Consider the following 22,795-nt stretch of genomic DNA (forward strand, 5'->3'; position numbering starts at 1 on the left):
GAAGGAGAGTTCGATGAGAACCTTAGTTTGTGTATTGTTAGCCTGTTTTGCGTTCAGTGTTTCTGCCGAAGAGCTTAACTACAATGTCGTGAATATCAACGCCAGCGCCAAAACGGAGCTGGCCAATGATTTAATGGAAGTAACTTTAAGCAGTTACCACCAAGAAGAAAAAGCCGAGCGTGCCTCAAGTCAGGTTAATCGTGATATGTCATGGGCAATGGATTTGCTGAAAAAAGCCAAAAACATTAAGTATCAAACTCGTGGCTACAATACCCATCCCAATTACAATCGAAGCAACCGCATCACTTCTTGGACATCTAGTCAGCGAGTGGTTATTGAAAGTGATGATTTCGATGCTGTGGGCGATCTGTTGCTTAAGTTGCAGGAGCGTTTAAAGATAGAGTCGATGCGTTTTACCACGAAAGATGAGACACGTGATGAAGTTCAGGATGAGCTGACTACAAGCGCATTGAGCGCTTTCAAGAAAAAGGCCTTGCTAGTGCAAAAGGCGATGGAGGCAAAAGATTATCGTGTAGTCAATATTTCTGTGAATCAACAAGGCCATCACAACCCTCCTGTTATGTACGCACGTGCAGAGAAATCTATGATGATGTCTGATGCGGCACCAAGCGTTGCAATGGAGGCCGGCGAATCTACCTTAAGCACCCAGGTGCATGGTTCCATTCAGTTGGTTTATTAATTTACAGCTCGAGCTAGCCAGCTTCTAAGCTTAGTTATTATTCAGTCAGTTGGTCTTTAGGCCACTTTATTATTGGGCAGCTTTATCGAAGCTGCCTTTTCTTTTGTGTTGCCTATTTCCCTAATTGAGTAAGATGTGCTCAACGAATTTGAGCTCTTCCCCAAACATTAAAGCCCAGCACTTTGGGGGTGGAAGGCAGGTAAGCACTATCTAGCTGTTTTATTTCAAAGCCACTATCTCGTAGCATTTCCACGATGGGGCGATTCATATTGCAGCCCCCGGCAAATTTACACCAGGTCGGATTGTATTTATCTTGTTTACTGCGGACATGATGATCAGGTGCTCGGCCGTGTTCGGCAAAAAGCAAGTCGCCCCCTGGTTTTAATACGCGGTGCATTTGTTCTAGGGCTTGTTGCCAGCCGGGAATCGTACAGAGGGTAAAGGTCAATACAATCGAGTCGGCGCTGTCGTCTTCTAGGGGGATCTCTTCACCCGGTAAGCCTAACCACTCAACATTAATAGGTGACTTGGCGAGGTTCTTCTGGGCTTTCCTGCGCATGCCTTCAGAGGGCTCCAGGCCCCACACCATATCAACTTTATCTTGATCATAAAAAGGCAGGTTCAATCCAGAGCCCATACCTATCTCTAAGACTTTGCCATAGGCTTGTGGGACGATTTTCTTGCGCTGGTAGCGCATTGGCTTGGTATTACAGGCCAAATCCAATAGGTGCGGGAGGATATATTTATCGTAAATGCTCATGCGATCGCCTTATTATTGTATTGCGGTTGCGTTTACTGATTATTAGTTTTTGAAACACTAATATACCATAGCTTAAAAAAGCTACAGTGACATGACGTTTACTTTTCTGTGACCGAAGCTTTCCAGTCTTGTAGTTGGGCAATACCTTGGGGTAGGGGGATGCTTGGATAATGATGATCTCTTAGATAGTGGATAAATTTAAGGCTGCGAAAGCCATCGAACCAAGTATGGAACTCTGAATCAAATTTGTCAGGGCCTACATTTTGTTGCTTTAAGTGACGCAAGAACTTTGCTAGACCTAGGCTCTGTAGAGCAACTTCAATGGTCGGATCGAGATCTGTAGAAAGGATTTTTGATGGGGCCTGCATTAGCTCTTTTATTTTAAAAAAGCACATAGGGTGGTAGCTGACATAATCGCAAAGCTGTATGCCATTTCCGATAATATCACTGACCGCAGGGCCGGTACCAAAAGGTGCGCGCTGCGAGAGTCGGGATTCAATTTCGATTGTTTGCTGGTTTAGAAAGGCGATACCCCCGAGCTTGGCAAGCTTGTTTAGTAAATAAAAATCTTCCCCTGCAGCTCTTGCTGGAAACCCCCGAACTTCGCAATAGGCCTTGAAGTGGAAGGCTAGGCATGAGCCAATGGTATAAAAAGCATAGGGGGATTCCGCCCAAGCGAGCCCTTGTTGATAGTAGTGCAGACCTTGTTCGTAGATCTTTGTGGCTTGGCTAATGGCTTGCCTTGTTTCACTATCTATGGATTCGTCTACACAAGCTGTATGCTCGAAGGCAAAGTGAGCTGCCACGATTTTGTTTTTATTATCTTCTCTCTGATTGAGGGCGTCAGTATCAAAATAGTTAGCCGGCCAGCGACAATCGGCATCGCTACTGTATATCCAAGGGCTAATGATTTTTCCATTAGCGATTAGGTGCACGATGATATCGGCTGCGATTTTTCGCGCGAGGCCAACACCTTCTTTGTGCGGAATGCTTAGGCCTTGGCTAAAACGATCTATTAACAGTAGCCCGCTTTGATTTGGCCACTGTAGAAGCTGTAAGTTACCTTGCTGCCAGCAACTTGGTCCACTTTTAATGGCGCTATTCCAGAGCTGTTTGTTCTCAGTTCTATCTTCTTGATTGTCGCCCTGGTTGATTACCAAAACCAATAGCGTATTGCCCTGCCTAGAGCAGAAGCTCCGGCAGTTCTCGATCATTGATGGTGTCTCATTCTTGGCAGGAATAAGCATGGCCCTTTCAAAGCTGATGGGCCAGTTTTGCAGTAACCGAGTTTCATTGGCGGCATACCGTTGAAGGTATTGTTGCACGCTTTTTTTCATAAGTGTTTAGTGTAGGGCAGATCGGATTGGCAGTTTTTCTACGATTGCCGCTTCAATATCCAATAGCTCGTCTAGGCGGCTTGCTACGCTGTCTTGTGGAAAATATAAGCACGCTAGATCTTCAAACAAACTGTCATGTTTTGCTTCGCTGGCGGCTATATTTCGATAAAACTTTTTCAAGCTGCCTTCAGGCAAAGCCTCGGCGACTAATCCAAAGCGCTCGCAGCCGCGGGCTTCGATGACGCTGCCGAGCAATAGGCGGTCTAGAAAATAGGCATCACTGCCTTTGCGAATTGATTTTCGAAATTCATTAACATAAGCGTCTTTGCTATCGGCTTGAAGTGTTAAGCCGCGCTCATGCATGATCTTTACCACCTGTTTAAAGTGCACCATCTCTTCAATGCTCAAATCAATCATAGCATTCACTAGCTCAATTTTGTCTGGATAGTGACTTAGCATGGAGTTGGCCATGCCGGCCGCTTTTTTTTCGGCAGCAGCATGGTCTATTAAAAAGCTGTCTAAGTCTTGCATGACAGCTTCGGTCCAGGCGTCTGTGGTGGCAAAGCGTAGCTTGCTCATGATGGTGGTTATTCCTTGATGCAAAAGGGGGCATTATAGCCAGTTGCAGGGTAAATTTGCGCTTAGAGTTGGCCCAAATGGCTGCTTTATCTCTAACAGCGCCCTATAATGGGCGGCAAAACCGGTGCTCTGTGGCTACGCTGTTGTCTAAAAAATAGACATTTTGATCTTCCAGGCTAGCCTCGACACCCGCTAAACCCAATTGTGCATAATCTGTACTGCAAAGGTGAAACAATGATTATTAAACCAAAAGTTCGTGGCTTTATTTGCACTAACGCTCACCCTAAAGGCTGTGCTGCCCACGTCAATCAGCAAATCGATTACTTGAAAGCGCAAGGCCCTATTGATGGCGCCGCCAAAAAAGTATTGGTGATCGGCTGCTCTACAGGTTATGGCTTGGCTTCCCGAATTGCCGCGACTTTTGGCTCTGGCGCCGATACCTTGGGTGTCTGTTTTGAAAAGCCTCCAACCGAGCGCAAAACAGCATCTGCCGGTTACTACAATACGGCTGCATTTCATGCAGCGGCTAAAGAGGCGGGAGTTTATAGCGAAACCATCAATGGCGATGCCTTCTCCAATGAGTGTAAAGCTCAAACGATCGAAATGATTAAAGCCGATATGGGCAAGGTAGATCTGGTGGTTTACAGCTTGGCCTCACCGCGTCGCACTGATCCCAATTCAGGTGAAACCTATAACTCAACCTTAAAGCCTGTGGGCAAAAGTTATACGGCGAAAAACCTCAATACCGATACTTTGAAAATAAGTGATATCACGCTTGAGCCCGCCAACGAAGAAGAGATCGCCAACACCGTTAAAGTTATGGGTGGTGAAGATTGGGAAATGTGGATGCAAGCTCTGGCTGATGCTGATGTGTTGGCCGAAGGCGCAAAAACGGTTGCCTATACTTATTTGGGCGAAAAATTAACTTGGCCAATCTATGGCCATGCCACCATTGGTAAAGCAAAAGAAGATCTGGATCGTGCGGCGGCTGCCATTGCGACGGCACATGATGGTTTGTCGGTGCAGGCCAACGTCGCCGTGTTAAAAGCGGTGGTAACACAAGCTAGCTCGGCGATCCCAATTATGCCTTTGTACATTTCCTTGATGGCCAAGGTGATGAAAGAAGAGGGCACTCATGAAGATTGTATCGAACAGGCCTATCGCTTATTTACCGAGTGTTTGTATAACGATTCGCCGCGCTTGGATGATTGTAATCGTTTCCGTGTTGATGACAAAGAGCTACGCCCTGAAACTCAGGCGAAAATTGAAGCCCTTTGGCCACAGGTTACTGAAGAAAACTTGTTTGAGTTGACCGATTTTAAAGGCTACAACGAAAACTTCTTACGTCTATTTGGCTTTGGCTTGGACGGTGTAGATTACGAAGAAGATGTTGAAACCTTAGTTGATGTCGAGCTGAAATAAGCCAGCGCTGGGCTTGCCTAGCAGTGATGACACAAACCACTTAACGGCCGGTCATTCCGGCCGTTTTGCTGTAAAGCAAAATAAACTATGCTGCTAAGCATAGAAAATAACAGCTGCCTACGACAAAAAATAATAAGCGTGTAAACACAGTTAAGCAGCACCTGTAGATTGTGAGAGTTTGATTAGGTAACACGATGGCTCAGATGGAATCCAAATTGCTCGAGATAGAGATCGAGCCTGGCACTGCCAGTAAGGTTAGCCCCTTATTGCGTCGTGTCACCGCCCCCAACCCGAGTGTGATGACGGGCCCCGGCACCAATAGTTATATCGTCGGCAATAAAGAATTGGCCGTCATCGACCCAGGCCCAAGCATCAGTAGCCATGTATCCGCCTTATTAGACGCCTGCGAAGGTGCGAAGCTGCGTTGGATTATCGTTACCCATACCCACCCTGATCATTCGCCGGCAGCGATGCTTTTGGCCGAGGCGACAGGAGCAGAATTAATTGGGGCGACCATTGAAGATGATGGCCACCAAGATACCAGCTTTAAGGCCGATCGTGAGTTGAACGATGGTGATGTATTTAGCAACGATGAATTTAGCTTGCGGGCCGTGCACACGCCTGGTCACGTCGGTAATCACTACTGCTTTTTTCTCGAAGAAGAGAAAACGCTGTTTACCGGTGATCATATTATGCAGGGCACCACGGTGGTGGTGATACCGCCGAGTGGAGATATGGCTGAATACCTGCACTCTTTGGAAAAGCTCAAGGAATTGCACGCTGAGTATCTGGCGCCTGCTCACGGTCATGTGATGCTGGATGCGGAATCTGTCATTCAAGGTTTGATTGACCACCGCATGGCACGTGAATCAAAAGTTCTGGCAGCCTTTGAACGCATTGCATCTGGCACTTTGGATCAGCTGCTCCCTATTGTGTATGACGATGTTGATCCTAAGGTTTTGCCAGTGGCAAAAATTGCCCTGTGGTCACATTTGCTGAAATTAGAAATAGATGGCCGGGCTGAAAAGCGGGCGGCTGAATCGATAGACCATGAAGTGTGGACGCTGCTGCGTTAAATAAAAACCTGCCTTAGGCTGTAACGGAGAAAAAGATGAAGTACCGCCAACTTGGTAATACGGATATTGATGTAAGTCTGATTTGCTTAGGTACCATGACTTATGGTGAGCAGAATACTCAGCAGGAAGCTTTTGAACAAATGAATTATGCCTTTGAGCAAGGCGTGAATTTCTTTGATGCGGCTGAGATGTATCCAGTTCCGCCAAAACCAAGTACCCAGGGCAGTACTGAAACCATTGTGGGCAACTGGCTCAAAGAGCATGGCTTGAGAGACAAAATAACCTTAGCCAGCAAGGTGACCGGCCGCGGTGATAACAATCCAGGGATGGAACATGTTCGTGGTGGCCCTCGTTTAAGTGCCGATCATGTGCAACAGGCCTGCGAAGGTTCTTTGGAAAGGTTGCAAACTGACGTTATCGATCTGTATCAAGTGCACTGGCCTGAGCGCCCTGCTAACTTTTTCGGCCAGCTCGGCTATCGCCATCGCGAAAGTGACGATATTGCCATTCACGAGACTTTAACGGCATTGGCCAAGTTAGTGGAGCAGGGCAAGGTTCGTTATATCGGCCTTTCTAATGAAACTCCTTGGGGCATGATGGAGTATTTGCGTCTAGCCAAAGAATACAATTTGCCAAGTGTTGTGAGTATTCAAAACCCCTACAATTTATTGAACCGCAGTTTTGAGGTGGGTTTGGCTGAAATGTCTATTCGTGAAAAGGTGGGCTTATTGGCTTATTCGCCTTTGGCATTCGGCGTACTCAGTGGTAAATATCTCGGAGGGAAGCGACCTGAAGGTGCGCGCTTAAGCTTATATGAGCGCTTCTCACGCTACACCAATGCCAATTCTTCGGCCGCTACTGAAGCCTATGTTAGTTTGGCTAGTGAGTTATCGCTAGATCCTGCACAAATGGCTCTGGCCTTTGTAAATCAGCAAGCATTCGTCACCAGCAACATTATTGGTGCCACCACCATGGAGCAGTTGCGTAGCAATATAGCGAGTGTGGGTGTGGAGCTAGATAAAGAGGCTCTAAAGGCTTTAGATAAGCTACATGGCGAATACCCGATTCCTGCACCGTAGATAATTCTCGCTCACAGCTATGAGTGAATTGGCCATGGGGGTGGTCCCGCTGCCCCTAGCGTAGCCCACCCTCCATGATCTGTTTTCAAACAATCTTTATCGCTGAAATAATGATCTTTAAATGATCAATATTCCCGTCCGGCTTTGGCTTTATAGCCAAATTTGATTCTAAGCGCTGATATTTTGCTTTGATTTGTGGCTTTATCCACGCGACATGCACCGCAAGCCTTGTGCCAAGGCGGGGGCGCCAGTACCATTACCGCTTTGCCATTTTAGTAGCCGGAGTAAACAATGATTCAAGGTAGTATGGTTGCCCTCGTCACCCCAATGGATGCCGCTGGCAACTTGGATTGGGACAGCCTCGCCAAATTGGTCGACTGGCATGTAGAGCAGGGCACCAATGCCATTGTGGCTATGGGCACTACTGGTGAATCCGCTACTTTGGCTGTGCAGGAACATATGGCGGTAGTGAAAGCCGTTATTGATCAGGTAGCAGGCCGTATCCCTGTTATCGCCGGTACTGGGGCAAACAGTACAGCGGAAGCTGTAGAGCTTACCGCTCAAGCTAAAGATCTTGGCGCAGATGCCAGCCTATCAGTAACGCCGTATTACAATAAGCCAACTCAAGAGGGCTTGTACCAACACCATTTGCATATCGCCAAGGCCGTAGAGATCCCTCAAATTCTATATAATGTGCCGGGTCGTACCGGTGTAGACATGTTGGCTGAGACGGCTTTGCGTCTAGCTGAGGTGGATAACATTGTTGGGATTAAAGAAGCCACTGGCGATATGGGTCGGGCGAAAGCCATTATCGATGCCAAGCCTGCTGATTTTGCAGTTTACTCTGGCGATGATGAAACAGCTGTTGAGTTGATGCTTATGGGTGGGCATGGTGATATCAGTGTAACGGCGAACGTTGCCCCTAATTTGCTGTCCAAGCTCTGCCAATTGGCTATAGCCGGCGAAACCGAGCAGGCAAAAGCATTGCAAGAAGAGCTAATGCCACTGCATCAGTCGATGTTTGTAGAGTCTAACCCGATACCGGTGAAGTGGGCAGTAGCCGAGATGGGCTTGGCGCAGCATGGCTTGCGTCTACCTATGACCCACCTAGCCGAGCAGTATCATGGCCAGGTACGTGCAGCCTTAGCCGCACTGAAACTGATTTAATTTATAGCTATTGGGTTGATTCAGCCTAGTAGGCAAGCTGTAGGGTTCAATTAAAGAGTCATCAGCAAAGAACAATAAAAGCCTAAATCTTAGGACCAAAACGAAGGATAAACAGCTAATCATGTATACAAGACCTTTTAAGCCCCTATTGCTGGCGGCAGCTGTTGTAGCTGTTAATGGTTGTAGCTATCTGACTGGGGACGATGGCATGTTTCGTGATCGCGGCAACGACTACCAAGATGCGGTAGAGATTGCAGCGATGAAAATGCCCGAGCAGGTTGATAAAGCCTCTACCCAAGAGCTGTATGTGATTCCTCCAGTGGCGCGTGCTAACGCCCAAGCGGATGAAGAGATTACCGCCCTAGATTTTGCGGTTCCACGTCCTCTACCATTGGGAGCCAGTGCTTTCGGTGAGCACGTTAAAATTCAAAAATTAGCTGACCGTCGTTGGATTTTGGCAGGCTTGCCGCCTAGTGAAATTTGGCCGAAGGTTCGTCACTTCTTAAGCAGTAATGGCTTGCGAGTGGTTTATACCGACGCTATCAACGGTATTATTGAAACCGGTTGGTTGCAGTTTAAAGAATCTACCGAGACCAAAGATCGGTACCGCATTCAGATGGAGCAGGGAGTTCAGCCCGATAGTACTGAGATTCATGTTTTGCACCTAAGTGTGCCTGCTGAAGTAAAAGGCGATGGCCAGGTAAATTGGCCTAAGCGTTCGATTAACGCAGAGCGTGAAGCTTGGTTGGTTGATGAGTTGGCCGGTAACTTGGCTGCACAGGGTGACTCTGGCGGCGCAACCTCATTACTCGCACAAACCATCGGTGGTGGCGCTAAGATTGCCATTAAAGATGTTGATCGCGAGCCTGTACTGAGCATGGCATTAGGTTTAACCCGCGCTTGGGCAACACTAGGTCATGCGGTCACTCAGCAGGGTATGGTGCGCTATGACGAAAATGCTAACACGGGTGTTTACTACATCAACTTCGGCAAAGTTAACGCCTCCGAGGAAGAGCAAGGTTTCTTCTCTCGCATGTTTAGCTTTGGTAGTGACGATGAAGAAGTTGAGCTTCCTGTCAGCGAAGAAGTTGCGGCTAAATCACCTTACACTCTGAATGAAATTTTGAGTAACTTGCCGCTGCAAAATCCAGATGTAGCCAACTTGTTTCCAAAGCTGGAAGGCAGTGACGAGGCTCGCAAGTTAGAAGATGTGCCGGGTTATCTATTGGTCATTGCTGGTGAAGACGGTGATCTGCAGGTTCATATACGCGATGCTTACGGCCAGCGTTTAGCCCGCAAGGAAGCTGATGATTTGCTGAAACACATCCGTCGTAATTTGATCTAATAGTGGAGTCGATGTGAGGTTTGCATCACTCGGAAGTGGCAGCCGTGGTAATGCCACGGTTGTTCAAGCAGGCCGCAGTTGCGTGTTAATGGACTGCGGTTTTACGATTAAAGAAACAGAAAAGCGCTTGGCCGCGCTTGATCTCGCAGCTGGCGATATTGATGCTATCGTAGTCACCCACGAGCATGGCGATCATATCAAAGGCGTTCCTGCTTTTGCTCGTAAACATGGTATGCCGGTGTATATGACTCCGGGAACTTATCGCGCTCGCGACTTGGGCAAGATTCCTGAATTAGTTTTGATTGAAAATTATCAAAGTTTTCAGCTTGGTGATTTACATATTGAGCCTGTTGCCGTTCCTCATGATGCGAGAGAGCCCGCACAGTTTATATTCAGCTATGAGGAATTACGCTTGGGGGTGCTTACCGATTTAGGCAATGTAAGTGCCCATGTTGAGAAGTGTTACCAAGATTGTGATGCGCTATTGCTTGAAGCAAATCATGATTCTATGATGTTGGCGATGGGGCCCTATCCTCCATCTCTCAAAGATAGGGTTGGTGGACCTTGGGGCCACTTAAACAATCAGCAGGCTTTGCGATTTGTTAAATCGCTCGACTTAGATCGCCTAAAGCAATTGGTGATAGCCCATATTAGTGAAAAAAATAATGCCCTGAGTAAAGTGCAGGAAGTTTTTCAAAGCTTTAATGAGCAGCTAGAAGAGTTACACTTTGCCAACCAAGAAGAAGGCTTTGGCTGGGTAACTGTTGGGCAGGCGATTAGCGAGAAAGTTGCCGAGCACTCATAATCAGCTGCTAAAAGCACTAAGGCTGTTGGAACAAGGAGCGGCATCATGCCAAGGGGTCGATCACAGCTGCTGCTAAAATCTCTTAAATTTTTGCTGCTAAATACAGCACTTTTCTTAGTGCTGCTCGCCAGTTTTCTGTTATTACTAAATCATAATTATTTTCTTACCGCGAAGTTGATTGGGTTTTGGCGCAGCGATATCAAACAGTTGGAGTACCAAGCTTTCGAGTTCAGTTCGGAGCAAGGGTTTTGGTGGCTAAAGAGTCCTTCTTTTTCATTGCAGCATCCAACTGGTGAGCTATCTACTGAGCAACTCAAAATTAAGTTCAAGTCTTGGCATTATTGGCCAAAGGAAATTCAGCTGGATCGTTTAGAGTATCGATTGGTAGACGTATCGCTAGAGCAACAAAGTGATGCGGCCATACAAGATCAACAAATGACTCTCAGTCAGACCTTTGAAGAAAGCTTGCAGCAATTACGCGATTTGAAGCCGTTTAAACTGCGAGTGGATAGACTGCAGTTATCCTACGCAGAAAATAGCTTATTGGCTAAGCTTGATTGGCAACACGGGAAGCAGGAAAATTTTCAACTGTTGGGGCATATCAGTGCGGCAGAAGTAAGGCCAGAACCTTTCGCATTTGAACTGCAAGTTGAGCAAAGTTGGCAAGAGAATAAGCCCGTTGTTGCCGGCAGTTTTGGCTTGCAAGACATTGCTTCGGCCAGGCTCAAAGCTCAGCTTAAAGACAGTCAATATCAAATTGATTGGCAAGGCCAATGCTCAATCAGCAAGCTTTTGAGCTTGGCCAAAGAACTTCCATATTCTGAGTTAACGGATCTAGATAGTATTAAGGCAATCGTAGGCGAGGACATTAGTGCTTACGGTAAGATTCAGCTAAATAAAGATTTTACGCCACTTCAATTTATTGGAGTAGTCCCGCCCTTTAGTGAGCAATCAGTTGAACTAAAAATAGCCGAGCTTGAACTCGACAGTAAGATTGTTTTACAAGAAAAACTTGAATTGCAATGGCTGCCGCAAGAACTGTCATTTAGTTTGGGTCAGTCTTCTGTTTTTGTTGACGGCAACAAACTAGGTAAACTTCAGCTAAGGCTAGCATCACAACAGGCTTGTAACTTAGACAGTTGTTTGATTGATGTACAAGGGAGCTCAAGCAATAGTGATCTACAGGCTTGGCAGTCCACAGATCTGTTGCCAGAAAGTACGAGCGGGTATATCGATACGATACGCTGGTCTGGTCCCCTGCAGCTACGTTTAACAGAGCGTTTATTAGAGTGGCAGGGCAGCAGTGAGCTGCAGCTCAGCAAGTTGAATGTAGCACCTGCCAAAATCGAGGCTGCTACCGTCGATATTGATCAGCTTGCAGCCAATATGAATCTGCAGGGCGGTTCATTTGTGGTTAATGTCAGTTTGCCTAAATTAAGCATAGAGACAAAACAGCTGAACTTAGCCACTGATTTACTTAGCGAGCGAATGACGGTATCTCTTGAAGATCTTGCATTCAGCTTAGCTGAGACATTCGAATTGAACAGCAAGTGGAAGCTGGATCTAGGTTTAAGTGAGTTTCAGAAAACTCCTGTGGCGGGCTTGCAGGCTGATGGCGAGCTAAAGTTTGATGGCCAGCAATGGTTCTTCAATGGCCTGCTAGCCAGTGATAAAGCTCGTCCTATTTTGGCAGTTGAAGGCTCTCATCAAGCACTGAGGGACAAAGCGGAAGGAGCTTTGCATTGGCAAATGAAAATGGACCCTTTTACGGCTTCTGATAGCCTGGCAAAGCGTTTTGGACATTGGCCGCTGGATGGCAATCTGCTCAATGGTAGGCTGCGCGCAATGGGCCGTTTCGCTTGGCAGCTAGGTTCGCAGTTTAGTTGGAAAACCGATGGTGAGCTTAACTTTGAAGAGCTAGGCGGTGTTTATCAAGATATCGGCTTTTTGGGTTTGCAAGGGCAACAGCGCTGGCAGCTAAATTCCGCTGAGAGGGTGGATATTAATGGCTCTGTAGCGCTGTCGAGTTTAGATATCGGCTTGGAGCTTAATTCATTAGGGTTTCAGTATCAGCTCAGCGATTTAGGCGCTGTCACCGTCAAAGATTTTAGGGCCAGTTTGCTAGATGGGCAGCTTTCAAAGCAGGAACTGGAGTTGCAGTTCAAAGATGGCTTGCTATCCAGTTCCAAGAGTTATCTGGATATCGAGCAAGTAAAACTGCAAAGCTTGCTTGCTGCCGCGGATTACGACGGGCTTGATGCTACCGCAACGTTAAGTGGCCGCTTACCCTTTGCGATCAAAGCGAATCAGCTTTTTGTCGAAAAAGGAAAGTTATCTGCAATAGAGCCAGGTTATATTCGCTATTCTGGTTTGGCAGACAGCGGAAACCCTTTGATGGATGTGGTGTCTGAAGCTTTAAGTAATTATCACTATGAGCAGTTAACGGCGGATGTAGAGTACGATGACAGTGGTTATCTGCAAATGGCCGTAGTGCTAAAGGGAAAAAATCCTGACTTTCAAGATGGACGCCAAGTGAATTTGAATTTAAATATCAGCGATAATGTGCCCAACCTAATTAAGAGTCTTCAGGCCGGGCGTATTGTCACCGATGTGATCAGCGAAAAGCTAATGCAATAGCGGCTTAGCTGTAAGATCAATCGAATTTTGTTTAATGGAGCTAAAAAATGAATAGAGCTGTGTTTGTTTTTGCCATAGCTTTTGGGCTTGCTGCTTGTACCCCTACAGTACAAGTAGCCGTGCCTGATAAGCCTATTGAAATCAACCTAAACGTAAAAATTGAGCATGAAATCAAAGTTAAAGTCGACAAAGAGCTTGATGGCATGTTCGAAGAAGATAGTGGGCTATTTTAAAGGGGGCATTATGAAAAAGTTAATGATAGCGGCCATTGCGGCATTATTTTCAGTACAGGTTTTCGCGATCGACTTAGCCGGCGCTAAGGCAAAAGGTTTAGTTGGTGAGCGTAGTGATGGCTATTTAGGCTATGTGGTAAAGCCTGCAAGTGCTGATGTCCAAAAACTCGTTAAAAGCGTAAATAATAAACGCCGTGATAAGTTTCGCCAAACTGTGGGTAAAACAGGTGCAACTATAGATCAGGTGTCAAAACGCTTTGCTCAACGCGCCTATGCGAAAACGGCCAAAGGTAATTATGTGCAAAATGCGGCCGGCCAGTGGGTCAAGAAATAAGGCCGTTCACTCTGTTCAATGTTTGCGCAGTTCTCTCTCGCCCCCTATATTTAATGGGGGCTGACAAAGACCCCAAAGCTGTGAACAGGTTTATCCACAGATTCTGTGCATAACTGAGTTGTGGTTGAATTCGCATAAGCGGGTTAAAGGATCTGGTTTCAAGCGGAATAAAATCTTATACTGCTGTTCGGCTTTAAAAGGACTGTGATGCCAGTGTATATTGGCTCACTTAAGCAATAAAACAGAATAAGAGCTATTTCAGGGGATGCTATGAGTGGGGATGATCGCCGGCGTTTTGAGCGAAAACCGACTTCAATTCGTGTCGAAATTACTCATCCTGCCTTCGGCACTATCATCGGTTTTGCTAGAGATATCTCTGATGGTGGTGCATCGGTACTGATTGAAAACCAACCATTGCCACCAGTGGGAACTTTGGTGCAAGTAAGATTTAAAAAGGTAGTGGGAAGTATCAATAGTGAGCCCACTGCGATGAGGGTAATGCACCAACATCGCAATGTGGTCGGCTTAATGTTTGCGCCTCATTAGCGCTTTGCTTCTTGGCTGCTCCTAGCACCTAGCCTCTAAACACCTAGCTTTTAACCCCTAGCGGCAGCTCTTCGCTTTAACTTCAACTTCCTGCTTGGCTCGTAAAGCGGCTACCTGGGCGCAGTCTAAAGCACTGTTTTTATCAAGATTAACTTCTTTCAATTGTGGTAGACGATTAAGCTCGCCGATATCTCGAATCTGGTTTGACGATAAATCGATTTGGGCCAGGCTGACGAAGATCGCTAAACCAGTTAGCTCAGCAATATCTCCATGACTACAATTCAAGTAATCCAGCTGTCCTGCGTGCTGGATTTGCTCGTCGTGAATGCGTTGGCTTACACAGTTGCGCAAATTCTTATCGGGGATGTCGTAGGCTCTGAAAACTTCACGTTCGGGGCCAATGGCCTGCTCATTAATACTCAAGCGGTAGCCATCGCAAGCTACTAAGCACGTTGCTGTCGCTGCTATCAGCAAAGGCGTTAAAAGCGTAGATTTGCGTGCCATTTGCGCGCTCCTTGTTAACTGAATTGCCAACATCATAGGCGCTTCCAATAGGGAATGCTATGCATTGCTGGACTATACTGAGGAGAGTACTAAATTTCGGCTTAAGCAATTGTTCAATTAGCCGCTAACAGATGTGAAAATACAATGTGATAAGTAGTTTATGTCCAGCGAAATAGAAATATCAGAATTACGGCGATTTGAGCCCTTCGACTCCATGAGTGAAGACCAGTTGTCGATTGTTATTAACCACAGCCAGCGCCGAGTATTACGCTCTGGAGAGGTGGTTTTTTGCGTTGGGGATAGAGATGAGCAAGACTACTTTCTATTAAAAGGGCAATTACAGCTGGTCTCCAGTGATCAGAAAAGCCGTGTATTCAGCGATGAAGATCCGATGGCTTACCGCCAGGTGTCTAAATTACGCCCCCGCCAATACACGGTTTCGGCCCTAGGCGCTGTAGAGCTCTTGGTGGTTAAATCCTTTGATTACGATAGCCCCAAGGCTAAAAGCGCGGACTCGCCCGATTATCTTGAGGCAAGTCTGCTGGATTACGGCGTCGATGAAGTCTCTGAAGAGTCGGAAAACGATGTGGATTTGTTTCGCGAAGTGCAAGCTGCTTTAGACAGTGATGATTTAAAACTCCCTAGTCTACCCCAAGTGGCTATTCGAATTGGCGAGCTTGTCGAGTCAGACTTGGCCAGTGCAGAGTCCGTTGCCGACTTAGTCAATACGGATCCGGCAATAGCCGCAAAACTACTGCGTATAGCGAATAGTTCCTTGTACGGCTCCTTAGGGCGCTGTGAAACCACTCGCGATGCCATTGTTAGGCTTGGCTTGGGGGCCACTCGACAATTGGTCATGGGCTTTGCACTGCGTGATTTATTTAATAGCGAAGACAAAGCATTGAGAGCTAAGTTACGTCAGAGCTGGATTGAAAGCCTAGAAGTGGCCGCTCTAGCGATGGTAATTCGCGAAATGCTAATCGCTCCGGCTTACTCATCCGAGGAGGCGCTGCTTGCGGGCTTATTGCATGATATTGGTGTGGTAGGTCTGTTAGGTCTGTTCTTAGCGCAGCCAGGCCTACTCAAAGAGGATGCGGATATCGATCAGCTCATAGCAGGATTTAAAGCCGATGTGGGCGCTGAAATACTGCGTAAATGGCAAATCGCAGATCAGTACATCACCGTTACTGAACAGGCTGAAAACTGGCAGCGTACACACCCAGCATCAGCAGACTTATGTGATTTAATACAGGTCGCCATTCTACATCGCTATCTTAATAATCGAGTACCACTTCCGATGGCCAGGCTAACCGAAGTTCCTGCTATAAAGAGGCTTCCTCTTAAAGAGAATTACTCTCCAGAAACTTCGCTGGAAATTTTGAAGCAGGCAAAGGAAAAAATCTTAGAAATAAAAGGCTTATTTGATTAACTCAAGCCTTTTATTATTAAGTCTTCGAAATTTAATGGTTAACGCCAAGCCATGCTGAGTGTTTCGCTATGGCTATCCTCTGAAACTAACCACACTTCCACTCTTCGGTTTTTAATACGCTTTGAGCTACTATTGGTCGCAACGGGTTTAAAGGCGCCAAAGCCCGCTACCGGTAAGCTGCTGATTCCTTGATGGCGTAAAGCCGATTTTACCGCTGATGCGCGAAGTTTGGAAAGGATGTGAGCGCGACGCTGACTTTGCTTTTCATCACCAAAGCCAATGAGCAGCAAACGCATGTGGCGATTTTCGGCAAGCTGTAAGAACTGGCTTAGGCGTAAAATGTCCTGGCGAGCCTTATTATCCAAAGACGCGCTGCTTGGCTTGAAGCGAAAATTCAAACTCAAGCGTTTAGCGCTGCGCGTTAATTCAAGGTATTCATTGGGTCCCTGGCGATCCTCTAGATTATCTACGGCTACTGGATTTTGTGATACGAAACCTACTTGTTCCACAATTTCTTGCCCCGATTGTCCGTGCACAAAGCTTAAGAAGTCATTCGCGGCCCAGTTGCGGCCAGTAGGGGCCGTGTATAAATGCAGGCGGCGTGCGAGGGGGTAATCTTCCGTTGCTACAGTCATGTGTAAGGGCTGTAAGGCCACGGTGTTTTCGTCTGAAACCGAGAGCGGCTTTGCCTGTCGTACCGATGCGAGACCAACGAAACCGATGCCCTGTGGATCGGCTGCAACTGTATCAGAAAGTAGGTCGTTCGATTCAAAGCGCTTGGCTGATTCGGATAAGGGAATTTTTTTTCCGAGGACCAAGTTTTTGAAGGTATCCCAAGTACCAGAGTTGTTATCTCGAGCGTATATGTTGATTGCGCCGGAGTAACTCGAACTCAATTGATTCCAGTTGTGAATTTCACCGGAGAATATTTTGGCTATTTGCTGAACGCTTAGCTGAGCAAGGGGATTGTTTGGGTGCACAATAACCGCGATGCCGTCAATTGCGATCACATGCTCGGCATGCAGATCGAGCATATCTCCTAGTGCCGCCAACTTTTTAACTTCTTTATCTTTAATTGGGCGAGAGGACATAGCGATATCGGCATTGTTACTATGGAGAGCTCTAAAACCAGTGCTTGAACCATGTGCCGCAATATCGATATAAACTTCCCGGCCTTGCAATAGCCCGCTAATTTTATATTCATTCTCGATATTGCTAGGTAAAATACGAACCTCTTGAACGTCATTATGCTCAAGATATAGCTTGGCAAGGTTGGGGCCTAAACTTGCCCCAATAGTGTTCGATCCCTTCATGGTAAACAGGGCTCTTTCAGTGCTGCTAAGGCCCCAGTTCTCATTAGCATGTAGAGGTTTGCTGATGGGCAGTAAAATAAGGAAAGAACAACAGATAAACAGTTGGCGTAAAGAAATCATATTGTGCACATCTCGATATGTATTAAGACCTCTTGCCGCAGCAAGCAAGTGCTCCGGTGAGATTCTAAGTAGTAGTCTAGTAAACAGGTTTAGCAACTGTTGTTTGGAATTAGATTGAAATATCAGGGGCTAACTTAAGCATCTTAAATGACAGTTTTATGAAAGTTCTGTGAACAGTTGCTAAGCTTGCCGACCAATAGTCAATTGTTGATCTGTGGGGTTAAAATTCGACCAATGTTAAATGATTTATCGCTAAAAAACCTTCGTGGCATTGTGGTTTTTGATTCTGCTTTGACTGTGCGAGCGCAGCAGCTAGCGGAAGAATTTCAGCTGCCTCTACTAGAGCGATATGAATTACTGAAGCAAAAAAGTAAGGCGCGTACGGTCTATTATAAAGAGCTTCTGGAAGAGTCGCCGGATCAACGCTTTGCCTATCTGCTCACCGCTGAAGGTATACAACTCCTTGATTTAAGCAATGCCATGATGGTTACAGTGGATTTTTGCCACGGTAAGGCTAATCATCGAAGAGTCTACGGTGGGGGCACTGGACAAATGATCGCCAAAGCTGTCGGGATAAAAGCGAAGCTTCGCCCACGAATTCTCGATGCCACTGCGGGCTTGGGACAAGACAGCTTTGTGCTGGCCAGCCTTGGTTGCCAACTTACCATGTTAGAGCGATCGGCTGTTGTGCATGCACTGTTAAGAGACGGTTTGGAACGTGCGAAAGCTGAGGGGCGTGATGACGCAGAGCTAGCTGAAGTCATCAGTCGAATGCAGCTGATCAATACCAATGCTCAAGATTATCTACTTGATCTTGCTAATGATGCCTTGGTCGTAGAGCAGCGCCCGCAAGTGGTGTATCTAGATCCAATGTTCCCAGAACGAAAAAAATCCGCCCAAGTTAAAAAAGAAATGCAGAGTTTTCACCATGTGGTGGGCAATGACCTAGATGCAGATGAGTTATTGGAGCCGGCTAAAGCTGTGGCTTTGGCGAGAGTTGTGGTTAAACGTCCTAAGGTTGCTCCATTTTTGAGCATGGAGGAGCCCGATCACCAAATTATAGGTAAGAGCAGTCGCTACGATATATACATCAATCAAGCATTAGAAAAATGTTGATCACTAAGTTGAGCTGGCTAATGGTAAATAAAGTGTAAGATGCGCCCAATCAACAGTCGTATCTGTGCCAGCATGGCAATTATAAAACCGATTAAGACCACTGCGATGCTCAGTAGCAGCACTATCTCCCTTCCTAAAGATTCTGGCATTAGCTGGTAGCTGCCATAAATGGCCACTAGCCCCACAAAAAATAAGCCTGCCCCTAAGCGAAACTGCTTAAAGATCTGCCGTTGTGAGGCCGTATAGTGCTGATATAGCGCTGCTTTTAAAGCTTGCCAGTAATATTTACCGTTTTTAGGGCCTGGATCAATCATTGGCACAGAGGTTTCCTTGCGCTGGTCCTGCGTTGATACATATCAACGCCCATATCTAAGTTTAGTAATAATCTGGGCTTTATCGAGCCTAACCCTTCGTACCCAAAGGGCATAAAGGCCGAATTAGTGTTAACAGGCCCTAGTAGAGCCATTTTGCGGCTTTGCTTCGCCTCTTGTGGTTTAAGAGATAAAGAGCTTACCTTGCTATAAAGCATCGGTAGCAAACATAAAAACTTGAGTTGCCTGGAGGCGCCATTATGCATCCCGTGTATCGCCAGCTGTGTATGGATCATCGTCATATACAGCGATTGCTTCATTGTATGAGAACCATCATCAACCCACTGGGAGCCGAAGGGGTGAGTCCTGAGCGTTTAGAGCTGCTTTTGGATATTGTTGAGTATATTAAAACGTATCCAGAATACTGGCATCATCCTATTGAAGACCAAGTGTTTTCACTGCTTTTGCTTAAGCGGGTCCCTGAGAGTGAATTGCTGCGAGAGATTATTTGCGATCATGGCCGCATGGAAAAACAAACCGCAGAGTTAGAGCACTTTTTGCGTAGCATTGCCCAGGGTTGTGTGGTTCCAATCAAGAATTTGAAAACCTTGGCTGAGCTTTATATTCACAATCAAGCGGATCACATAGAAAAAGAAAATAAGTGGGTTTACCCTCTTATGGAGCAGCACCTGCAAGATGAAGACTGGCAGTGGATTGCTGAAAAGCTGCCAGCCATAGAAGATCCGCTATTTGGTGAAAAGCGCCGTAAAGACTACGAGAATCTTTATAGTAATATTGTTGCAGGTGAGCAGGATTTATTGCAGTTGAGTCGCAAAGCCGCTCTGTAGAGCTTTATTTCATCCACTGGCGGGCTTTCGCTTGATCACTGTCTTTGGCATCAAGCCATCGCTCGCCTTGCTTTCCGCGTTCTTTTTTCCAAAATGGTGCTTGGGTTTTTAAGGCGTCGATAAGGAACTCACAGGCCGCGAAAGCATCGGCTCGATGGGCGGAGCTAACCGCTACCCAAACAATTTTATCACTCGCCTTTAATGCGCCAACACGGTGGATGATCTTTGCTCTGCTTATTGCCCAGCGATTGGATGCTTCCTGCAGTAGTTTATTTAGTACGGCTTCGGTCATGCCTGGATAGTGTTCTAGCTCTAGGCTGCTAACATTATCCCCTTCATTGAAGTCTCGAACTTGTCCTAAAAAGCTGACAAAGGCGCCGCTTTCGCTGTTGTTTTCACGCAGGTTTTGATATTCCTGGGTGATATCAAAATCCTCTGTTTGCACATAGGCTTCTAATAAGCTGCTCACGTTTAGCCTCCCGTTATAGGTGGGAAGAATGCTAGTTCATCGCCATCAGTTAGAGCTTGGTCGGGCGTTGCGATGGTTTGATTGACCGCAAGCATTAATTTGCTATCAGCAAGTATGCTTAGCCATGGTTCACCACGTTGTTTTAGTTGTTCGATAACATCTTGCACGCTACATGGACATGTAATGGAAAACTGCTCACTATCGAGTCCAAGGGCTTCTCTATATCTGGCGAAATACAATAGGGTGATCATGTCTTTACTCGCTCTTCCAGTGGCCGGATTTTCCGCCTTGCTTCTCTAGCAGTTTAACCTCTTCAATAACCATACCTTTGTCAATGGCTTTGCACATATCGTAAAGAGTCAGTGCGGCAACCGAGGCTGCGCTTAAGGCTTCCATTTCCACACCGGTTTTTCCGCTTACCTTGCACAGGCTGTAGATATGTACGCAGTGCTTGGCTGGGTCTAGCTCAATATCAATACTGACTTTGTTGAGCATTAGAGGGTGGCATAGAGGGATAATATCAGAGCACTTCTTGGCGGCTTGAATACCAGCTATTCGCATGGTTGCCAATACGTCACCTTTGGCGGCGCTTTGATCGGCGAGTGCACTTAAAATGGCCTGGCTACATGCGACTCGGGCATAGGCTCGGGCCAGCCTTTGGCTATCGTTCTTATCGCCGACATCCACCATATGGGCTTCGCCCTTATCACTTAGGTGGCTAAATTCAGACATGATAAATCTCTAAGTTAGGCTAGGCCGAACATTATTCAATAGTCCGGCCTATGAGTCTATAACTCGAATGGTCACCCTCTATGTCTAAAGTGGTAAGGGTGCTAATGTTAGATAATCTTAGAGTAGCGAGGCTGCTGACTGCTTGCGATCAGCTGTTCATCTTGAGGGCGCTTTAGGTAAGCATCAAATACCATGCAGACGCGACGAATAATTAGGCGCCCTGCGGGGCTAACTTGGAGGCTGTTATGGTCGAGTTGGCTCAATAGGCCATCAGCGTATAGTGGCTTAAGTTCATCCAGCTCACTGGCAAAGTAGCTGCGAAAGTCGATGTCAAACTCTTGGCCGATGACATCAAAGTTCAATTCAAACTGGCAAATTAAACGATTGATCACGTGCTGGCGAAGTAAGTCATCTCTGCTGAGCTCTAAGCCTTTAGCAATGGGCAGCTCGTTTTGCTCTAGCGCTTTGCTGTAGCGAGGGATATCTTTAAGGTTCTGCACAAAGATATTATCAATAGCACTGATAGAAGAAACACCAAAAGCGAACATATCGCAGCCACCATAGGTAGCATAACCTTGGAAATTTCTTTGTAAGCTGCCGTTGAATTGCGCCTTACAAAGCTCATCATCTGGTTTGGCGAAGTGATCCATACCAATATATTGATAGCCATTACTACAGAGGGTGTCGATGGCCAAATGCAGCATAGCAAGCTTCTCTTCTGCAGCGGGCAGAGCACTGGCATCCATCTGTCTTTGGGTTTTAAACAAATGCGGAAGGTGGGCGTAATTAAAAAGGGATAATCTATCTGGGCCGAGCTGTATCACCTTATCCAGTGTTTCGGCTAGAGTTTTACAGCTTTGAAATGGCAGTCCATAGATCAAGTCCATGCTGATAGAATCGAAATTCTCAATTCTTGCTCTGTCGACTAAATCTTTTACTTCCTGCACGCTATTAAAACGGTTGACGGCGGTTTGAACGGTTGGATCAAAATCCTGAACACCCATGCTCAAGCGATTAAAGCCGATTTCTTTTAGCAGGCTAATGGTATCACTATCGGTAGTGCCAGGGTGCAGCTCGATGGAATACTCGCCATCATCGCTAAACTGGAACAACGATTTGCTGTGATCCATTAGGGCTCGCATCTGATCATGACTGATGTAGGTTGGTGTGCCGCCGCCCCAATGCAGTTGCTTAACCTTGCGATCCGAATCTATCCACTGCGCCAGCATGCTCATTTCCTGATGCAATTTCTCTAGATAGGGCTCGGCGCGTTTTTTGTTGGCGGTAACGATCTTATTACAGCCGCAGTAGTAGCAAATCGTGTCGCAAAAAGGGATGTGCATATACAGCGATAGCGGCCTAGCAGCTTGATTGCTGCGTGCAATCGCAGCTTCTAGTTCTGTGCTGCCAAAATCTTCGCTAAATTGAGGGGCTGTAGGGTAGGAGGTGTAACGAGGGCCCGCCAAATCATGTCGCTTAATGAGCGACTCATCCCAGCTAATATCAGTCATTTTAGTCCACTTGCTTAGAGATCATAAATTCGCCAGCTTTAGCTGGTCTAGTCATAGCATTCTAAGCTGTGGTCCTGAGAGCTGCGCTGATTTACATCAAGATATGGTTGGGTGCTGTACTATTTTTGAACAGCAGTTTGTCTGAAAGCTGAATTTAGACTAAAGCCGTGCTGGTTTTTTGAACTCTAGCCACTATAATTCGCGGGCTTTTTATTTAGGCTGAGTTGTACTCCGCCATTCGCTGCTGAGGTTGAAGTTTATGAAGCGTATGGGACGCAAAATTAAATTGTTGATTACCAATCACCGAGTGATTACCCAGGGGCGTTTGGGTGCTCGTCTTAAGCAAGAAGGCATGTCAGGGCAGGGGCGCTGGTTTTAGGGCTTCTTTTTTCAGCTTTGGCGCCTTGCAGATACAAAAACGC

Annotated in this window: 24 protein-coding genes; 14 read left to right on the forward strand and 10 right to left on the reverse strand. The window is 46.5% G+C overall.

The features are described 5' to 3' along the window. Positions 1-13: 13 nt before the first annotated feature. Positions 14-700 (forward strand): SIMPL domain-containing protein, encoded by a 687-nt coding sequence (locus Q1A08_RS07960; RefSeq protein WP_299771615.1) that lies wholly within the window; start codon positions 14-16, stop codon positions 698-700. Positions 701-839: 139 nt separating this feature from the next. Here Q1A08_RS07960 and Q1A08_RS07965 read toward each other — a convergent pair whose 3' ends face one another. From Q1A08_RS07965 to Q1A08_RS07975, 3 genes are all read right to left on the reverse strand, one after another. Beyond that, positions 840-1,460 (reverse strand): class I SAM-dependent methyltransferase, encoded by a 621-nt coding sequence (locus Q1A08_RS07965; protein WP_299771617.1) that lies wholly within the window; start codon positions 1,458-1,460, stop codon positions 840-842. A 98-nt stretch (positions 1,461-1,558) separates the two neighbouring features. Next, positions 1,559-2,785, reverse strand: a complete 1,227-nt coding sequence (locus tag Q1A08_RS07970; RefSeq protein WP_299771619.1) for a hypothetical protein — start codon at positions 2,783-2,785, stop codon at positions 1,559-1,561. 18 nt (positions 2,786-2,803) lie between these two features. Beyond that, on the reverse strand, positions 2,804-3,376 hold the full coding sequence (locus tag Q1A08_RS07975) for a tRNA-(ms[2]io[6]A)-hydroxylase (RefSeq protein ID WP_299771621.1): 573 nt from the start codon (positions 3,374-3,376) through the stop codon (positions 2,804-2,806). Positions 3,377-3,610: 234 nt separating this feature from the next. On the opposite strand from Q1A08_RS07975, the gene fabV reads away from it, so the two are divergent. From fabV to Q1A08_RS08025, 10 genes are all read left to right on the forward strand, one after another. Continuing rightward, positions 3,611-4,798, forward strand: coding sequence for an enoyl-ACP reductase FabV (gene fabV, locus Q1A08_RS07980; RefSeq protein ID WP_299771623.1), 1,188 nt, complete (start codon positions 3,611-3,613; stop codon positions 4,796-4,798). Between the two features lie 194 nt (positions 4,799-4,992). Continuing rightward, the gene (locus Q1A08_RS07985) at positions 4,993-5,874 is read left to right on the forward strand and encodes an MBL fold metallo-hydrolase (protein ID WP_299771625.1); all 882 of its coding nucleotides are present in this window, start codon (positions 4,993-4,995) and stop codon (positions 5,872-5,874) included. 35 nt (positions 5,875-5,909) lie between these two features. Then, the gene (locus Q1A08_RS07990) at positions 5,910-6,953 is read left to right on the forward strand and encodes an NADP(H)-dependent aldo-keto reductase (protein WP_299771627.1); all 1,044 of its coding nucleotides are present in this window, start codon (positions 5,910-5,912) and stop codon (positions 6,951-6,953) included. A 291-nt stretch (positions 6,954-7,244) separates the two neighbouring features. Further along, positions 7,245-8,120 carry a 4-hydroxy-tetrahydrodipicolinate synthase gene (gene dapA / locus Q1A08_RS07995; RefSeq protein ID WP_299771629.1) on the forward strand — a complete coding sequence of 292 codons (876 nt, stop codon included), beginning with the start codon at positions 7,245-7,247 and terminating at the stop codon, positions 8,118-8,120. Between the two features lie 121 nt (positions 8,121-8,241). Continuing rightward, a complete protein-coding gene (gene bamC / locus Q1A08_RS08000; protein ID WP_299771631.1) occupies positions 8,242-9,465 on the forward strand; it encodes an outer membrane protein assembly factor BamC in 1,224 nt (407 codons plus the stop codon). Between the two features lie 13 nt (positions 9,466-9,478). Next, positions 9,479-10,270 carry an MBL fold metallo-hydrolase gene (locus Q1A08_RS08005; protein WP_299771633.1) on the forward strand — a complete coding sequence of 264 codons (792 nt, stop codon included), beginning with the start codon at positions 9,479-9,481 and terminating at the stop codon, positions 10,268-10,270. A gap of 45 nt (positions 10,271-10,315) precedes the next feature. After that, complete coding sequence (locus Q1A08_RS08010; protein WP_299771635.1) at positions 10,316-12,907, forward strand: YdbH domain-containing protein; 2,592 nt, start codon at positions 10,316-10,318, stop codon at positions 12,905-12,907. A gap of 47 nt (positions 12,908-12,954) precedes the next feature. Further along, on the forward strand, positions 12,955-13,140 hold the full coding sequence (locus tag Q1A08_RS08015; protein WP_299771637.1) for a YnbE family lipoprotein: 186 nt from the start codon (positions 12,955-12,957) through the stop codon (positions 13,138-13,140). A gap of 10 nt (positions 13,141-13,150) precedes the next feature. After that, positions 13,151-13,474, forward strand: a complete 324-nt coding sequence (locus tag Q1A08_RS08020; RefSeq protein ID WP_299771639.1) for a YdbL family protein — start codon at positions 13,151-13,153, stop codon at positions 13,472-13,474. Between the two features lie 270 nt (positions 13,475-13,744). Continuing rightward, the gene (locus tag Q1A08_RS08025; RefSeq protein ID WP_299771641.1) at positions 13,745-14,020 is read left to right on the forward strand and encodes a PilZ domain-containing protein; all 276 of its coding nucleotides are present in this window, start codon (positions 13,745-13,747) and stop codon (positions 14,018-14,020) included. A gap of 57 nt (positions 14,021-14,077) precedes the next feature. Here the strand turns inward: Q1A08_RS08025 and Q1A08_RS08030 are convergent, their stop codons facing one another. Beyond that, on the reverse strand, positions 14,078-14,524 hold the full coding sequence (locus Q1A08_RS08030) for a hypothetical protein (protein ID WP_299771643.1): 447 nt from the start codon (positions 14,522-14,524) through the stop codon (positions 14,078-14,080). A 160-nt stretch (positions 14,525-14,684) separates the two neighbouring features. On the opposite strand from Q1A08_RS08030, the gene Q1A08_RS08035 reads away from it, so the two are divergent. Further along, a complete protein-coding gene (locus tag Q1A08_RS08035) occupies positions 14,685-15,953 on the forward strand; it encodes an HDOD domain-containing protein (protein ID WP_299771645.1) in 1,269 nt (422 codons plus the stop codon). A 38-nt stretch (positions 15,954-15,991) separates the two neighbouring features. Here the strand turns inward: Q1A08_RS08035 and Q1A08_RS08040 are convergent, their stop codons facing one another. Next, a complete protein-coding gene (locus Q1A08_RS08040; RefSeq protein ID WP_299771647.1) occupies positions 15,992-17,266 on the reverse strand; it encodes a phosphate ABC transporter substrate-binding/OmpA family protein in 1,275 nt (424 codons plus the stop codon). Between the two features lie 354 nt (positions 17,267-17,620). Here Q1A08_RS08040 and Q1A08_RS08045 point away from each other — a divergent pair, with 354 nt between their 5' ends. After that, positions 17,621-18,502 (forward strand): class I SAM-dependent methyltransferase, encoded by an 882-nt coding sequence (locus tag Q1A08_RS08045; RefSeq protein WP_299771649.1) that lies wholly within the window; start codon positions 17,621-17,623, stop codon positions 18,500-18,502. A gap of 17 nt (positions 18,503-18,519) precedes the next feature. Here Q1A08_RS08045 and Q1A08_RS08050 read toward each other — a convergent pair whose 3' ends face one another. Further along, entirely contained in the window at positions 18,520-18,816 is a 297-nt protein-coding gene (locus Q1A08_RS08050) for a hypothetical protein (protein WP_299771893.1), read from the reverse strand. 257 nt (positions 18,817-19,073) lie between these two features. Between Q1A08_RS08050 and Q1A08_RS08055 the strand changes: the two genes are divergently transcribed. Beyond that, positions 19,074-19,661 carry a hemerythrin domain-containing protein gene (locus Q1A08_RS08055; RefSeq protein WP_299771651.1) on the forward strand — a complete coding sequence of 196 codons (588 nt, stop codon included), beginning with the start codon at positions 19,074-19,076 and terminating at the stop codon, positions 19,659-19,661. A gap of 4 nt (positions 19,662-19,665) precedes the next feature. On the opposite strand, the gene moaE is transcribed toward Q1A08_RS08055, so the two are convergent. The 4 genes from moaE to hemN all read right to left on the reverse strand — a co-directional run bounded on the left by moaE (position 19,666) and on the right by hemN (position 22,373). Beyond that, positions 19,666-20,130, reverse strand: coding sequence for a molybdopterin synthase catalytic subunit MoaE (moaE, locus tag Q1A08_RS08060; protein ID WP_299771653.1), 465 nt, complete (start codon positions 20,128-20,130; stop codon positions 19,666-19,668). Between the two features lie 2 nt (positions 20,131-20,132). Continuing rightward, positions 20,133-20,381, reverse strand: coding sequence for a molybdopterin converting factor subunit 1 (moaD, locus tag Q1A08_RS08065; protein ID WP_299771655.1), 249 nt, complete (start codon positions 20,379-20,381; stop codon positions 20,133-20,135). A 4-nt stretch (positions 20,382-20,385) separates the two neighbouring features. Then, positions 20,386-20,862, reverse strand: a complete 477-nt coding sequence (gene moaC / locus Q1A08_RS08070) for a cyclic pyranopterin monophosphate synthase MoaC (RefSeq protein WP_299771657.1) — start codon at positions 20,860-20,862, stop codon at positions 20,386-20,388. A 107-nt stretch (positions 20,863-20,969) separates the two neighbouring features. Beyond that, a complete protein-coding gene (hemN, locus tag Q1A08_RS08075) occupies positions 20,970-22,373 on the reverse strand; it encodes an oxygen-independent coproporphyrinogen III oxidase (protein ID WP_299771659.1) in 1,404 nt (467 codons plus the stop codon). Positions 22,374-22,795: the final 422 nt, after the last annotated feature.

Source organism: uncultured Pseudoteredinibacter sp. (assembly GCF_947500695.1).
Lineage (GTDB): Bacteria > Pseudomonadota > Gammaproteobacteria > Pseudomonadales > Cellvibrionaceae > Pseudoteredinibacter.

Coding starts and splice junctions, on each gene's coding strand:
- Q1A08_RS07960 (WP_299771615.1), top strand. CDS start 14: ATGAGAACCTTAGTTTGTGTATTGTTAGCCTGTTTTGCGTTCAGTGTT.
- Q1A08_RS07965 (WP_299771617.1), bottom strand. CDS start 1,460: ATGAGCATTTACGATAAATATATCCTCCCGCACCTATTGGATTTGGCC.
- Q1A08_RS07975 (WP_299771621.1), bottom strand. CDS start 3,376: ATGAGCAAGCTACGCTTTGCCACCACAGACGCCTGGACCGAAGCTGTC.
- fabV (WP_299771623.1), top strand. CDS start 3,611: ATGATTATTAAACCAAAAGTTCGTGGCTTTATTTGCACTAACGCTCAC.
- Q1A08_RS07985 (WP_299771625.1), top strand. CDS start 4,993: ATGGCTCAGATGGAATCCAAATTGCTCGAGATAGAGATCGAGCCTGGC.
- Q1A08_RS07990 (WP_299771627.1), top strand. CDS start 5,910: ATGAAGTACCGCCAACTTGGTAATACGGATATTGATGTAAGTCTGATT.
- dapA (WP_299771629.1), top strand. CDS start 7,245: ATGATTCAAGGTAGTATGGTTGCCCTCGTCACCCCAATGGATGCCGCT.
- bamC (WP_299771631.1), top strand. CDS start 8,242: ATGTATACAAGACCTTTTAAGCCCCTATTGCTGGCGGCAGCTGTTGTA.
- Q1A08_RS08010 (WP_299771635.1), top strand. CDS start 10,316: ATGCCAAGGGGTCGATCACAGCTGCTGCTAAAATCTCTTAAATTTTTG.
- Q1A08_RS08015 (WP_299771637.1), top strand. CDS start 12,955: ATGAATAGAGCTGTGTTTGTTTTTGCCATAGCTTTTGGGCTTGCTGCT.
- Q1A08_RS08020 (WP_299771639.1), top strand. CDS start 13,151: ATGAAAAAGTTAATGATAGCGGCCATTGCGGCATTATTTTCAGTACAG.
- Q1A08_RS08025 (WP_299771641.1), top strand. CDS start 13,745: ATGAGTGGGGATGATCGCCGGCGTTTTGAGCGAAAACCGACTTCAATT.
- Q1A08_RS08030 (WP_299771643.1), bottom strand. CDS start 14,524: ATGGCACGCAAATCTACGCTTTTAACGCCTTTGCTGATAGCAGCGACA.
- Q1A08_RS08035 (WP_299771645.1), top strand. CDS start 14,685: ATGTCCAGCGAAATAGAAATATCAGAATTACGGCGATTTGAGCCCTTC.
- Q1A08_RS08040 (WP_299771647.1), bottom strand. CDS start 17,266: ATGAAGGGATCGAACACTATTGGGGCAAGTTTAGGCCCCAACCTTGCC.
- Q1A08_RS08045 (WP_299771649.1), top strand. CDS start 17,621: ATGTTAAATGATTTATCGCTAAAAAACCTTCGTGGCATTGTGGTTTTT.
- Q1A08_RS08050 (WP_299771893.1), bottom strand. CDS start 18,816: ATGATTGATCCAGGCCCTAAAAACGGTAAATATTACTGGCAAGCTTTA.
- Q1A08_RS08055 (WP_299771651.1), top strand. CDS start 19,074: ATGCATCCCGTGTATCGCCAGCTGTGTATGGATCATCGTCATATACAG.
- moaD (WP_299771655.1), bottom strand. CDS start 20,381: ATGATCACCCTATTGTATTTCGCCAGATATAGAGAAGCCCTTGGACTC.
- moaC (WP_299771657.1), bottom strand. CDS start 20,862: ATGTCTGAATTTAGCCACCTAAGTGATAAGGGCGAAGCCCATATGGTG.
- hemN (WP_299771659.1), bottom strand. CDS start 22,373: ATGACTGATATTAGCTGGGATGAGTCGCTCATTAAGCGACATGATTTG.